Origin of the sequence: uncultured Ellagibacter sp. (genome assembly GCF_934636505.1) — a bacterium.
GTDB lineage: Bacteria > Actinomycetota > Coriobacteriia > Coriobacteriales > Eggerthellaceae > Ellagibacter.
On sequence record NZ_CAKUAL010000056.1, the window covers coordinates 1 to 13,264 of the forward strand.

Annotated in this window: 11 protein-coding genes; 4 read left to right on the forward strand and 7 right to left on the reverse strand. The window is 64.0% G+C overall.

What is annotated here, in order from left to right:
- Positions 1–190: 190 nt before the first annotated feature.
- Genes gltX through Q0G18_RS07115 form a run of 3 tightly spaced genes read left to right on the forward strand, consistent with a single transcriptional unit; the run spans position 191 to position 3,288 of the window.
- Positions 191–1,738 (forward strand): glutamate--tRNA ligase, encoded by a 1,548-nt coding sequence (gene gltX, locus Q0G18_RS07105; RefSeq protein ID WP_297151290.1) that lies wholly within the window; start codon positions 191–193, stop codon positions 1,736–1,738.
- Entirely contained in the window at positions 1,725–2,867 is a 1,143-nt protein-coding gene (locus tag Q0G18_RS07110; RefSeq protein ID WP_297151292.1) for a 4Fe-4S binding protein, read from the forward strand. The genes gltX and Q0G18_RS07110 overlap by 14 nt, the downstream gene beginning before the upstream one ends.
- Positions 2,868–2,886: 19 nt before the next feature.
- Positions 2,887–3,288, forward strand: coding sequence for a PaaI family thioesterase (locus Q0G18_RS07115; RefSeq protein ID WP_297151295.1), 402 nt, complete (start codon positions 2,887–2,889; stop codon positions 3,286–3,288).
- 80 nt (positions 3,289–3,368) lie between these two features.
- Here Q0G18_RS07115 and Q0G18_RS07120 read toward each other — a convergent pair whose 3' ends face one another.
- The 3 genes from Q0G18_RS07120 to mfd are packed head-to-tail and all read right to left on the reverse strand — an operon-like array spanning position 3,369 to position 8,986.
- Positions 3,369–4,358: a membrane dipeptidase gene (locus tag Q0G18_RS07120; RefSeq protein ID WP_297151298.1), complete on the reverse strand. Its 990-nt coding sequence runs from the start codon at positions 4,356–4,358 to the stop codon at positions 3,369–3,371.
- A gap of 1 nt (position 4,359) precedes the next feature.
- Positions 4,360–5,463 (reverse strand): DMT family transporter, encoded by a 1,104-nt coding sequence (locus Q0G18_RS07125; protein ID WP_297151300.1) that lies wholly within the window; start codon positions 5,461–5,463, stop codon positions 4,360–4,362.
- The gene (mfd, locus tag Q0G18_RS07130; RefSeq protein ID WP_297151303.1) at positions 5,447–8,986 is read right to left on the reverse strand and encodes a transcription-repair coupling factor; all 3,540 of its coding nucleotides are present in this window, start codon (positions 8,984–8,986) and stop codon (positions 5,447–5,449) included. The genes Q0G18_RS07125 and mfd overlap by 17 nt, the downstream gene beginning before the upstream one ends.
- A gap of 309 nt (positions 8,987–9,295) precedes the next feature.
- Here mfd and nth point away from each other — a divergent pair, with 309 nt between their 5' ends.
- A complete protein-coding gene (gene nth, locus Q0G18_RS07135) occupies positions 9,296–9,958 on the forward strand; it encodes an endonuclease III (protein WP_297151306.1) in 663 nt (220 codons plus the stop codon).
- Positions 9,959–10,001: 43 nt separating this feature from the next.
- On the opposite strand, the gene Q0G18_RS07140 is transcribed toward nth, so the two are convergent.
- From Q0G18_RS07140 to Q0G18_RS07155, 4 genes are all read right to left on the reverse strand, one after another.
- A complete protein-coding gene (locus Q0G18_RS07140; protein ID WP_297151309.1) occupies positions 10,002–10,772 on the reverse strand; it encodes a TIGR04283 family arsenosugar biosynthesis glycosyltransferase in 771 nt (256 codons plus the stop codon).
- On the reverse strand, positions 10,769–11,590 hold the full coding sequence (locus Q0G18_RS07145) for a hypothetical protein (RefSeq protein ID WP_297151312.1): 822 nt from the start codon (positions 11,588–11,590) through the stop codon (positions 10,769–10,771). Before Q0G18_RS07145 ends, Q0G18_RS07140 begins: the two co-directional genes overlap by 4 nt.
- Before the next feature lie 3 nt (positions 11,591–11,593).
- Positions 11,594–12,262, reverse strand: a complete 669-nt coding sequence (locus Q0G18_RS07150) for a TVP38/TMEM64 family protein (RefSeq protein ID WP_297151314.1) — start codon at positions 12,260–12,262, stop codon at positions 11,594–11,596.
- An 80-nt stretch (positions 12,263–12,342) separates the two neighbouring features.
- On the reverse strand, positions 12,343–13,140 hold the full coding sequence (locus Q0G18_RS07155) for a TVP38/TMEM64 family protein (protein WP_297151316.1): 798 nt from the start codon (positions 13,138–13,140) through the stop codon (positions 12,343–12,345).
- Between the last annotated feature and the right edge of the window lie 124 nt (positions 13,141–13,264).

Below are 13,264 nucleotides of genomic sequence, written 5' to 3' on the forward strand. Positions count from 1 at the left end.
CTCGAACTCAGCCGGACATGTCCGGCTGAGTTCGAGAACGAAACCTAAGTGTTCGGATGAACTTACAAATCAACCCTTCGCTATCCTCCCGACATAGATTGTCGCAATACGGTGCAATCCCTGCCATCAGGCGCGAAAGCGAGTATCATATGCAGGTTGAAACGACTTCCAAAAGACGAAAGAGGAATCCGTGACTGACAAACCCGTACGCGTACGCTTCGCACCCTCGCCCACTGGGCGCCTGCACGTCGGCGGCGCGCGCACCGCAATCTATAACTGGGCATTCGCCCGCGCGATGGGCGGCACCTTCATCCTGCGCATCGAGGACACCGACCCCGAGCGCTCGACCGAAGAGAACGTCCAGGTCATCCTAAACGCCATGAAGTGGCTCAACCTCGACTGGGACGAGGGTCCCGAGGTCGGCGGCGACGCGGGCCCTTACTTCCAGACCCAGCGCTTCGACACCTACAAGACCGCGCTCGAGCGCCTGAAGGACCGCGGGGCGGTCTATCCCTGCTTCTGCTCGAAGGAGCTGCTCGACCAGAAGCGCGCGAAGGCGGAAGCGGAGGAAGGCGGCTACGCGGGATACGACCGCACGTGCCGCGACATCGACCCCGCCGAGGCGCAGCGCCGCATCGATGCAGGTGAACCGCATGTTTGGCGCCTGAAGGTGCCGCTTGACCACGGCCCCATCGAGTTCGACGACGCCGTGTACGGGCACGTTTCCTTCCCCGCCGACGTAATGGACGACATGATCGTCGTGCGCACCGACGGCACGCCCACCTACAACTTCGCGGTCGTATGCGACGACGCGAACATGGGAATCACGCACGTCATCCGCGGCGACGACCACCTCTCGAACACCCCGCGCCAGATCCTCATCTACGAGGCGCTCGGCTACGACGTGCCCACCTTCGCACACCTGTCGATGATCTTAGGCCCCGACGGGAAGAAGCTCTCCAAGCGCCACGGCGCAGCGAGCGTCGAGGAGTTCCGCGACCGCGGCTTCCTTCCCGATGCGATGGTGAACTTCCTGGCCCTTCTGGGTTGGTCCCTCGACGGCGAGACAACGCTCATCAGCCGCGACGTGCTGTGCAGCGAGTTCTCGCTCGACCGCATCACCAAGAAGGACGCCGTGTTCGACGAGACGAAGCTCGAGTGGATGAACGGCCAGTACATCAAGGGGATGAGCGCCGGGGATTGGATCGACGCGAGCGTTCCTTGGCTTGCGCGCGCCCGCGCGGGCGTTGCGGCCGATGCCGAAATCTCCGAGGAGGAGATCCGCGAGACCGCGGCGGACATCGCGAACCGCCCCGAGTTCTACGAGAAGCTCTACCCACTCGTTGCCGAGCGCGAGACGCGCCTTGTCGACGCCGCCGACAAGCTGGCCTACATGTTCTGGGGGCCGCGCGTCGAGGTGCTCGACGAGAAGAGCGTGAAGAAGGTGCTCTTGAAGGAAGGCGCGCGCGCCGACGAGGCGCTTGCGGCCTGCCGTGCCATCCTGGCCGATGAGAGCCGCGCATGGGAAGCAGCGAGCCTTGAAGCCGCATGCCGCGAGCTTGGCGAGGAGGACGCGCTCAACATGAAGCTCAAGCTCGTGCTTCAGCCGCTGCGCGTTGCCGTCTGCGGCAACATGGTTTCCCCGCCGCTGTTCGAGTCGATCGAACTTTTGCCGCGCGAAGACGTGCTCGCACGCATCGACCAGGTCACCGCCGAGGTTTTCGGTGGGAACAAATAGCGACATCGAACAGGGCGCTCGCGACGCGCAATCCGCCGCGAGCGCCCCTTCCACCTTGCGCGTCGCCTTGGGCGCTCCGCGCAAGGTGCTCTTTCTGCGCGATTTCTGCACGCGCCCCCAAGGCTCCAGCTGCATGAAGTGCATCGAGGCCTGCCCGAAAGGGGCCATCGCCATCGCGAACGCCTCCGCTGCCGTCGATGCGCACGCCTGCACCAAATGTGGGATATGCGTTGGCGTGTGCGACGGCTTCGCGATCCCCGGCGCTTCTGTCGAGGCCGTCTTTTCACAGATGCGCAAAATTGCGCTTACAGGCGAGAAGGTCATCCTGACGTGCTCGTATCTGCTCCCTTCCAGCTTCGCCCCAGCGGACAACGTAATCATGCTGCCATGCCTCGCAATGCTGCCGTCCGAACTTTGGACCTGCGCGCTCGCGCTTGGTATCGATCTTGCCGTCGCCGTCATCTTCGAAGAATGCGAAGCATGCAAGCGCACTAAAGCTCAAGGGCTTGAGCGTTTTTCCTGCGCAATCGAGCAAGCAGAAGACGTCACCGAGTGCACCGTGGCGTTCACCGACGACGTTCCCGAAGCGCAGGCCGCCCCGACGCTCATGCAGACGCTCGGCGACGCATCGGGCAAGGACCGCCGCGAAGCGCTTCTCAACTTGAAAGACCAAGCGGAAGACATCGCCTCGGGCGCATACCGCATGAAGCGCAACGAATCGCTGCGCGCCTTCCACGAGCGGCGCGACCACATGCTCGCCGACGAGCGCATCGGAGGCGCGGTCGGGACCCCCGAGCAAAACGCATACGCCGAAGGGGGCATGACGCGATGCACGCTCTCTCCTCGCCAGCGGATGCTGCTCGAAGCGGCGGACGTCTCCGACGCCGTCGCCGTGCGCAAGCGCGTGACGCTCTCGACCACCGACGCCGCGCTTTGCGACAACAGCCTCGCCTGCGCGAAATCGTGCCCCACGGGCGCTCGCAGGCCGAGCCCTAAGGATGGACGCCTCGTCTTCGAAGCGCGCTTGTGCATCGGCTGCGGGCTGTGCGCAAGCGCCTGCCCCCAAGGTGCCGCAAGCCTTCGCGAGGCATATGCCGGCGAGCTGCTCCCCCAACCTGACGACGAATAACGAAAAGAAGAAGGCAAAAATGCTCTCGGACAATCCCACACTCGAAGAAGTGGCGAACCATTTCGCAAACGACCAGTTCGCCACGCGCGCGGCAGGCTGCACCGTCATCGAAGCGAGGCGCGGACATGCGGTCTGCGAGATGAAGCTCGCCGAAATCCACCGCAACGCAACGGGGAACGTCATGGGCGGCGCCATCTTCACGCTCGCCGACTTCGCGCTCGCCATCGCCTGCAACATCGGCGAGCCCCCGAGCGTATCGGTGAGCAACACCATCGAGTACTTCTCGGCAACGAAGGGCGAAAAGCTCATCGCTACCTGCGATGCCGATAAATCGGGCCGCCGTCTGGGGTTCTACACCGTAGAAATCATCGACGACACGGGGCGGCGCATCGCGAAGATGTGCGCTACCTGCGCGAGATAGGTTGCACCCGCCCTCCCAGCGGGAAGCACGCAAGCCTTCGCGACCTTAGCGACCGTTGAGGGTCCTAAAGGGTTGCGTCCTTACTTCTCCGCGAAAAAGCGTGCGGCGTTTTCCCAGAACATCTTGCTCGCGATCTCGCCGCCGAACTCCTTTACCACGATGTCACGCAAATTCGCGACGCCCGTGCAGGGGGAAAGCCAGCGGGGCACCTCGCTGCCGTCGTAATCGCTTCCGAGCGCAAGCAGGTCTTCTCCCGCCACTTCCAGGATATGATCGATGTGGCGCAGCGCATCGTCGCGCGTGGCCTCTTCCCCACGGTCGTTCAGGAAGTCGTTGTAGTAGTTGAACCCGACGATGCCGCCGCGATCGGCGATCTCGCGCAGCTGCCAGTCAGCGAGATTGCGCTTGTGCCCGCAGACGGCGCGCGCGTTGGAATGCGAGGCCGCGAAGGGCTTTTGCGCGCAGCCACACACGTCTTTGAACCCGGCGTCGTTCAAATGCGAGACGTCCACCACAATGTCGCGCGCCTCGAGCTCGCGGACGCACGTACGGCCGAACAGCGTCAAGCCATCTTCGGTGACGTTGCCGCTGCCGAGCGCGTTCCGCCCGTTCCAGGTGAGCGTCACCATGCGCACCCCGTCGTCCGCGATCGTGTCGAGGCGCTCGCCCGCATGACCGTCGTCGGCGAGAAACGCCGCACCCTCCACCGTGAGCATGCCGGCGGTCTTTCCCGCGCCAAACGCGCACTCGGCCTCGCCTGAGGTGCGAACGGGCACAAGCTGCTTTTCGAATTGCGCCGCCTGACCGCGGAAGAAATCGCGAATGCGCAGATAGAACGACCACGCGGCGCCGCCTCGCAGCTCGTCGGGGACGAACACGGCGAAGCACTGGCACCAGTTGAATTGCGCTGTGCGCTCAAGCGAGATATGCGCGTCATTGGAAAGAAGCGAGCTCATACGCGCATGCGGGATGGAGTTATCGCCCTCCATGTACTCGAACGCAGCGCCTCCCGCCTCGCCGTGAAGCGCCAAACGGTCGAGCGTGTCGCAGTACAAATCGAAAACCCTCATGTCAGCCTTTCCTTTCCTGTCCCACATTCGCACCACCCGAAAGCGGTGGGCGTGCAGAACCCGCCGCAGGCTTCACGCCCTCGCCAAACGCGGGCCTTGTGCCCTCGCATGAAGCGGGCTTCCCATCCCCGCAGGTTGCAGCCTCCGCGTCCATGCCGCGCAAGGGCTCCTCGTCCGCAGGTTTCTTCCCGCCCGCTACGGAGACGAGCAGGATCATCGACACCATAAGCAAAAAGCCGGCCCAGTCGTAGTCGGTAAACGAAGTCCCGAGCCACAGCGCGGCGAACACCGTCGCGCTCACCGGCTCCATGGCGCCGAGCAGGCTCCCCGTCACGGGACCCACGAGCGCGACGCCGTGCAGATACAGCGTAAAAGCCGCGAACGTTCCCAAAACGGCGATGGCTGCAAGGACAAGCCACCCTGTCGCATCGAGGGCAGGCACGACGACGACACCGCCCCACACGGCAGGTGCCGCCCACGCGATTCCCGCGGCAACTCCTCCGATCGCCATGCCAACGCCTGTCGTCAAAAGGGTTCCACACACGAACATGAGACGTTTCGGGTACATGATGTAGATCGCAACGGTAAGGCTGTTAACAAGGCCCCATGCGAGCCCCGCAGCAGGAAGCGCCAAACTTGACAGGTTTCCTTGCGTCGCGATAAGGAAGGTTGCCACCAGGGCGAACACAAGCCCTAGCGCCTCTCCTGCACGCGGAGGCTTTCTCGCAAGCGCGCACGCGGCGAGCATGACCCACACCGTGCCGAGCGATTGCAGCACTGTGGCTGTACCGGCATTGGTGCAGCCGATCGAGGCGATGTAGGAAAACTGGCAGGCGAAGAGCCCGAAGACGCCGAATATGACGAGGCTCCGCAGCGAGGCCCTATCGCGCAGCATTGCAAGAAAGCGCTCGCGACGTGTCGCAAGCAGCAGCACCAAGAACAGCGCACCCGAGCCGAGCATGCGGGCCGCGGTGATGAAGGAGGCGTCGATGTCGTAGTGCGCGAACAGGTACTGCGAGCACGCACCCGAGAAGCCCCAGAGCGCACCGCCCGCAAGGGCGCACGCAACGCCTTTGAGGTGACGCCGCCTATTCGCCGTCTTCACCGAAGAGCTCCTTCAAAAAATCGAGGACCGCACCGAAGAGCGCATCGCCCTCGTCCATCTTGAAATACCTGGTGGGAAGCGTGAGTTTGCGCTTTTCGGCAAGGTAGCGGCCACCTGCGCGGCGAATTGACACCATCTTGTCGCGCGGCACGGCGACTGGCTCGACGATGAGCTTGCCGCCCGCGACCGTGACCGTGCTCATATGGTGCTCGTTCGCGAACGCCTTCACGCGGGCCTTAGCGAAAAGATTGTGCGCGGCGGCGGGCATGTCCGGCCGCTTGGCGAGCATGTCCTGCTCGATGGCCTCGACGTCCTCCATCGTCGCCGCTGACGCGATCTTTCGGTACCACAGCACGCGCTCGTCGGTGTCGGGGACGTACTCTTCCGGCAGGTAGGTGTGGCCTGGCAGGTTCACGGTGATGTCGGAGAGCGCTGGCGGCAGCCCGTCGGCGGCGCCTGCATCGCCTTCGCGCGTGGCGGCAACCGCCTGCTCGAGCATCTGCGCGAACAGGTCGAAACCGACCGCGCTCATGTTGCCCGACTGCTCGGCGCCAAGCATGCTTCCCGCGCCGCGGATCTCCAGGTCGCGCATGGCGATGCGCATGCCGCTGCCGAGCTCGGTGTGCTCGTCGAGCGCAGTCAGGCGCGCCTCAGCCTCCTCGGTCAGGCTCACGTTGTCGGGGAACATGAAGTACGCGTACGCCTGCACCGACGAGCGCCCGACACGCCCTTTTAGCTGGTACATCTGCGCCAAGCCGAGGCGCTGGGCGTCCTCGATCACAAGCGTGTTCGTATGCGGGTTGTCGATGCCGCTCTCGATGATGGTCGTCGCCACGAGCACGTCAAGCTCGCCTGCGCTGAAGTCCTCCATCACGCGCTCGAGCTCTTCGCGCGACATCTGCCCGTGCGCGATCCCGACGCGCGCCTCGCCCGCCGCCGCTTGCACGCGCGCCACGGCATCCTCGATCGAGTGGACGCGGTTGCTCACGTAATACACCTGGCCGCCGCGCGCAAGCTCGCGCCTGATCGCGCCGGAAACGATGTCGGGGTCCCATTCGCCCACATGCACCTCGACTGGCCTGCGATCGCCCGGCGGCGTCAAGATCAGGCTCATGTCGCGCACGCCCGACAGCGACATCTGCATGGTGCGCGGAATCGGCGTCGCCGACAGTGTCAGGACATCGATCGACTCGCGCAGGTTCTTCATCTGCTCCTTATGACCCACGCCGAAGCGCTGTTCCTCGTCGATGATCACCAGCCCCAGGTCATAGGGGTTCACATCGCGCGAAAGGAGTCGATGCGTGCCGACGAGCACCGACACGCTGCCGTCGGCGAACCCCGCCAGCGCCCGCGATTGCTCAGCCGGCGTGCGAAAGCGCGAGAGCACCTCGACCGTCACGCCGAAGGGCGCGAAGCGGTCGTGGAAGTTCGCAAAATGCTGTTGCGCAAGGATGGTCGTCGGGCAGAGGACCATGACCTGCTTGCCGTCCTGCGTCGCCTTGAAGGCCGCGCGCAAGGCGACCTCCGTCTTCCCAAAACCGACGTCGCCGCAGATGAGGCGGTCCATCGGGCGCGAGCTTTGCATGTCCGCCTTCACATCGGCGATGGCCGCGAGCTGGTCGGGCGTCTCCTCGTAGGGGAACGACTCCTCCATCTCGCGCTGCGCTGCGGTGTCCGAGCCGAAGCTGAAGCCCTGCGTCGCCGCACGGCGCGCGTACACGTCGACCAGATCGAACGCGAGCTTTTTGGTCGCCTTGCGCGCCTTCGCCGTCGCGCGCGACCAATCCGACGTATTCAGCCTGGTGAGGCGCGGGCTTGCCCCCTCGGGACCTACGTAGCGCGTCACGCGGTCGAGCTGCTCGACTGGCACGAACAGCTTATCGCCTTCCGCATACTTCAAAAGCAGATAGTCGCGCGCCGTGCCGTCGATCTCGCGCCTCACGAGATCTTCGAAGAAGGCGACGCCGTGGGCAGCGTGGACGACGTAGTCGCCCGGCTTATAGGGGAAAGTCACCTCCGTGATGTCGGTCCGCCTGCGCGCGCGGGCCGTCGTCTGGGTGCCCTGGGTGTCGGAGAGCGCCACGATCGCGAGCTTCGCTTTCGGGAATATCATTCCCAAGGGGACGTCGATGTCGACAACATTCACCACTGACCTGCGAAGACGCCGCTTCGCCGAACCGTCGCCTGAAAGGCCGTCCAACTCTGAGAAGTTCGCGTCGAGCGCCTCCTGGAAGGCGATGCCGTTGTCGACGAGCGCAAGCTCGATGTCGTGGCGCGCGCGCGGCTCCGGCGCGCAAAGAGCCACCGTGTTGCCGCCCTCGACGAGGTTCACCAGCCGACCGAACAGCTTGTCGGGATGCCCGGCAACCTCGACGCGCTTCACGGGAAGCTCGACGTCGATCGTGCCGCCGACGCGCATGATCGACACGTACGTCGCGCGGACGCCCCCACCGAAGTCGAGCGCGGTCGGCCCAGCGTAGAGCCCCGCCACAGGGATCTTCGTCCCCTTCGCGCGCGCCTCGATGTCCTCATAGGCGTGCGTGGCGTCATCGAAGAGCGAGCGCGGCTCGATAAGGCACGTCATCGTATCGGAACCTGCCCATGCGCCGAGCGTCACCGGCTTGTCGTAGAGATACGGAAGCAGCGCGTCGGCCCCCTCGAAGCGAAGCCCGCCGTCGAGCTTCTCGAGCATGTCGCGCAAAACCGCGTTCGATTTCGCGGGAGCTGCGATCTTCTTGCGGGCGCGGGCGATTGCCTCCGCTGAACAGGAGTATTCGCGCACCGGGAATATCTCGACGCGCGAGAGCGGGGAGATGGTCTGCCCCGTCGAGGGGACGATGCGCCTGATCTCGTCCACTTCGTCTCCGAAGAAGTCGATGCGCACAGGATAGGTGAGGTTGCCGGGGAACACGTCGATCGTGCCTCCATGCACACCGAAGGTGCCCTGCCCGTCGAGCTCGCCGGTGTTCACGTAGCCGCGATCTTCAAGCGCGCGGGCCACGTCCTCGAAAGCCTCAACGCGGCAGCGCTCGCGCATCGGGCTTGGGAGCGCCGCCTCGCCTTCCCGCGCCGTATCGGCAAGCTCGATCCCCGCCTCGAACACGAGGGGTGCCGCCACCAGGCTTTCTTTCGGCGGCATCATCCTAATGAGCGCGCGGGCGCTTGCCACGACGACGCGCGGCCTGCCGCATGCGAGCGAGAAGGCGGCCTCCATACGGCGGGCGACCTTGCGAGCATCGGGCGTCTTCGGGGAGAAGGGGGTATCGGCACGCTCGGGGAACAGCAGCACGCGGTCTTCCCCCAAATAAGCTGCCATATTGCGAGCGAAGGCAATAGCGGCATCCTCACCTGCGACGACGACGAGCGTCGGGCGCGGCGAGCGCGAGAACTGAGCGCTCGCGAGGAAGGGACGCGCAGATGACGCGACACCGAGCGTCGCATCGGTTCCCGCGTCGAGCTTTCCCCAAAAGTCATCCAGCGCGCCCGACTTCTCGAGCACGAACGTCAGCGAATCGATGAGCATGCGCGTCCTTCCAAGCGTCTGCAAGGCGAAACAGCCCGCAGACAGCACAAAGAGCCGCATCGCGCACCTTTATGAGGGGAAACGCGAATACGGCTTCAGTTTTGATATTGTTCCCAACAGGGAATTTCCAAGCGCAAGTGTATCACAGCGAGCCTTCGCACCCCAACCGCCCATGCCCGCATCTCCCAAACCATCACGATGATTCAAAAAAGTACACGCTTCGTGCCAGAATTCGGGTTCAAGCGTGCACTCATTCCCTCGAACCCCGAAGAAGCCGCTATACTTTCAGCGGAGAGGAAAGGATGAGCCATGCCCCGTGAGACCGTCGCCGCGAAACGCGAGCGAGCCATCGAAATCGCCCGCCGAATGAATGAGCACTACCCCAAGGCGGAATGCGCTCTACATTACGATTGCGACCCGTTTCGACTGGTCATCGCCGTGTTGCTTTCCGCACAAACGACCGATAAAGGCGTGAACAAGGTGACGCCCGCACTCTGGAAGCGCTACCCCACCCCCGCCGACCTCGCGTCGGCCGACGTCAACGACGTCGAAGAGATCATCCGCGCCATCGGCTTCTATCGCACGAAGGCCGCGAATTGCGTGAAGTGCGCGCAACTGGTGGTCTCAGAGTACGGTGGGGAGGTCCCGCGGGATATCGACGAACTGCAAAAGCTCCCCGGCGTGGGAAGGAAAACCGCGAACGTAGTGCTCAACGAGGCATTCGGGATCGTCGAAGGCATCGCTGTCGACACGCACGTCTTTCGAATCGCGCACAAGCTGAAGCTCGTCGGCCCCTCGGCCGACACGCCCGCAAAAACGGAAACCGCCTTGCTCAAGCTCTACCCACGCGACTTTTGGGGGCCGATCAACCATCAATGGGTGCTCTTCGGGCGCGAAACGTGCATCGCGCGGCGGCCCAAGTGCGAGGAGTGTTTTCTTGCCGACGTCTGCCCGAGCTGCGGGAAGAAATAGCGATTGGAGCCGCCCCGCGAGCGAAGGCTCTCCCGCAAGCACCCTACCGAACGTTGCCGTACACGAGGGCAAGCTCCTCAGGCGACGCCCCCTTCACATAGCGCGAGCGCAGGCGCGCCATGCTCACCCACGTCCTCAGACGATTGATCTCCCCATTGGGAAAACGTCGCGCTGACGTGCGTATACGATCCCTCGTCATGCCGATGGGCTCGCCGAGGCGCTTCAGGTTCAAAGCGAATTGGAAGTCCTCCATAAGCGGCACGTCGGGAAACATCCCCGCCTTGAAAAACAGGTCCCTCTCGACGAAAAGGCCCTGGTCGCCGTAGGAGATATGGCGGAACCTCACCCGCAGGTTGGACATCACCTGACACAGCATGAGCACCGGGGTCAGCTCGCTGAAGCGGATACCGAACGTCCCGACGCGCACACGCGATAAAACCTCGCCGATTTCGCGGAAGGCCCCCTCGGGAAGCACGCTGTCGCAATGGAGGAAGAAGAGCACCTCGCCCTCAGCCGCTCGCGCCCCCGTGTTGAGCGCGCCACCGCGCCCGCGTCCCTCCTGGTCGATGAGGCGATAAGGAGCACGCACGCGGTCTCGCGTACCGTCGGTGCTGCCGCCGTCGACGAAGATCACCTCGCAGCGACTTCCCGCGAAATCAATGCGGTCGAATTGGTCCTGCAGCGCATCGATGGTGGACGCCTCGTTGAAAACAGGCACGATAACCGAAACACTCGCCGGACCTTGCCTGCCCTCGGCCGCCACCCGCGCGAACGCCGGGCTCGGCCTGCCCTCGGCCGCCACCCGCGCGCTCATCGGATCGCCGCCTTCGCCCGATTGAGCACCGTCGTCGAAACTGTCGGCACCTCATCGACCCCCATCAGGGCCGAAAGGACGTGGACCACCCGAACGCTGCCAGCAAGGCCGCCCGAGCACTGGCGACGCGCCCGCTCGAGCTTGCCCGCGCACGAGGCGCAATACACGTACAGCACAGGCTCCTCCACGCCCGCACGGGTGCACTCGCGCGCAACCGACTCCAGCACGCGCTTCGCGGCGGCAAACGAGGCTTCAGGCTGGGAAATCTCGAAGGCGGCTCCACAGCAAGCCGAGCATTCCGACACGAATACCGAAGATTCGAGGAAATACGCCAGGTCGTCAAGCCATTCCCCATGCGCACGGTCGGGGCAGGGAACGAACACCGCACCGGGAGTCACAACGCGCGCGCAGTCGATGAGCCCGCGCTCGGTAAGCTCGCGCAGGCAAGCATAGATAGTAACCTGAGAAACCGACCGATCGAGCGCCTCCGCGAACGCCGAACCGCAATTCGGGCAGAGCGGCACCACCTCGCGCGCGCCAACACGCACCAGGCACTCCTCAACGCGCGAGAGCTCCGCACGATACGCCTCGGGGCCTTTCAACCCCTCAAGCGGCAGGCCGCAGCAATCGAGGGCGAAGCTCACGCCGGAAACGGGGCGCAGCGCGTCCTTAAGGGCTGCAAGCGTCTTCGGGAAAAACGAGGGGAAGCCGCAGCCAGGGAAAACGACGCTCCCCGCGCTTGCATGGCGCCAGTTCTTAAACAGGTAGTTCGTCTTCTCGAAGGCAGTCAACTTCGAAGAAAGGGAAGACAAGCCCATCGTCTACTCTCCCCCTTCCCCATCGTTGCTCGGAATCGCATCCTCCAGGCCGAAGCGCCTCTTCAACATCACAGCCACCCCAACCACCGCCGCGCCGACGCCTAAGGCGAGCGCAAAATACCACAAGCCCGACGCGCCCTGCGACACGCCGGCGCCGGCGAGCACGTACATCGCGGTACCGGGAATCATGAACAGAAAAGAAAACGCCGCATATGTCGCAACCTTCATATCGGTTACCCCATATGCGAAGTTTTGCAGATTGTACGGGAACAGGGGCACAAGCCGCGTGATCGCGAGCAAGACCACAGCGTTCACGCCCGTCTCCTCGAAAAGCCATCGACGAAGATAGGCGTTGCGAAGGGCGCGCGGCCGTACCGCATCGCGCAGGAAAAAGCGGCCGACGAGAAACGACAGAACCGCGCCCACCGTCGCCGCCACGACGCACACGATCGTCCCTAAAACGGGACCGAAGAGCGCCCCCGCCGCCAACGCGAACACCATGCCCGGCAACACGAGCACCGTGCAGCCCACCACCGTGCACAGAAAGTACACCGCAAGGGAGAGCGGAATGTTCTCCTGCACGAGCGCTTCCAGATTCGCCCACGGCCCGAACGCGGCAAGGCCCGCTTCCCCGCCGAGAAGGACGCTTGCGGCCGCGACAAGAAGGGTCAAACAGGCGAACACCGCCGGTTTGACCCATTTCGGAAAGGACGATGACGAACCCTGGGGGCTCCCTTGAGAAGCGCCGAGACTCAGCACGTGCCCTCCCGAGCGTCCGCCGTATCGTCTGCGCACGGCGCATCGGGCTCACCCGCACTCTGCGACGCGCGCGCCACCAAGTCCGCCCCCTCCTTGACGCGCGATGCGTGCTCGCGGTAGAGCTGCCGCGCTAAAACAGCGAGCGCCGCGAGGGCAAAGAGAATAAGCAGGGCCGTGACCAGCATTTTCGCGCCACCGGTGAGCATGCCGCCCACATAGGAGTACACAATCGTCGCCGGAAGCTGCCCGATGCCCGTCGCAATCATGAAGCCCTTGAAAGACATCGAGGTCAAGCCTGCGAAGTAGCTCACGAAGTCGAACGAGACGAACGGGAGCAGGCGCGCGATGAGCACGCTTTGGTCTCCATGCCGCTCGAAAAACCGCTCAATGGTCGCAAGTCCCGTCTTCGAGCACAGCTTCTCGACCGCTTCGCGCCCAAGCGACCGAGCAATCCAAAAGCAGACCGCCGCTCCCGCCATGGCGCTCGTCCACGACAGAATCGCGCCCTGCCACCAGCCGAACAGGTTCGCGTTCGCGAACGTCAGGATGAAAGCAGGCAGGGGTGCCGCAACCGACTGGAAGATCATCAGGGCAAACGACACCACGGCGGCCCATGCGCCATACGACGCCATGAAATCACGCATCTCCGCGAAGTCACCGGTCGAGAAACGGCGACACAGATCGTTCACGAATGAGTTCACGCTCGGAACAGCGAAATACGCCACAGCGGCCGCCACAACGACGACCGCGATGGCGATTCGCGATACCCAAGCGTTGCGCTTGGAAGCCATATATTCCTACCTGGGAAAACTAGGCTTCGGTTGCGCCAGTCCAAGCCTTCATACCGCCCTCAAGGGTGAAGACGTTGTCCATGTTCGCGCCGATAGCGGAAAGAACGTTGGTGCCAGCCTGGGC

Excerpts from the sequence above, each read along its gene's own strand:
- Q0G18_RS07115 (WP_297151295.1), top strand. The coding sequence starts at position 2,887 with ATGCTCTCGGACAATCCCACACTCGAAGAAGTGGCGAACCATTTCGCA.
- Q0G18_RS07120 (WP_297151298.1), bottom strand. The coding sequence starts at position 4,358 with ATGAGGGTTTTCGATTTGTACTGCGACACGCTCGACCGTTTGGCGCTT.
- mfd (WP_297151303.1), bottom strand. The coding sequence starts at position 8,986 with ATGCTCATCGATTCGCTGACGTTCGTGCTCGAGAAGTCGGGCGCGCTG.
- nth (WP_297151306.1), top strand. The coding sequence starts at position 9,296 with ATGCCCCGTGAGACCGTCGCCGCGAAACGCGAGCGAGCCATCGAAATC.
- Q0G18_RS07140 (WP_297151309.1), bottom strand. The coding sequence starts at position 10,772 with ATGAGCGCGCGGGTGGCGGCCGAGGGCAGGCCGAGCCCGGCGTTCGCG.
- Q0G18_RS07145 (WP_297151312.1), bottom strand. The coding sequence starts at position 11,590 with ATGGGCTTGTCTTCCCTTTCTTCGAAGTTGACTGCCTTCGAGAAGACG.
- Q0G18_RS07155 (WP_297151316.1), bottom strand. The coding sequence starts at position 13,140 with ATGGCTTCCAAGCGCAACGCTTGGGTATCGCGAATCGCCATCGCGGTC.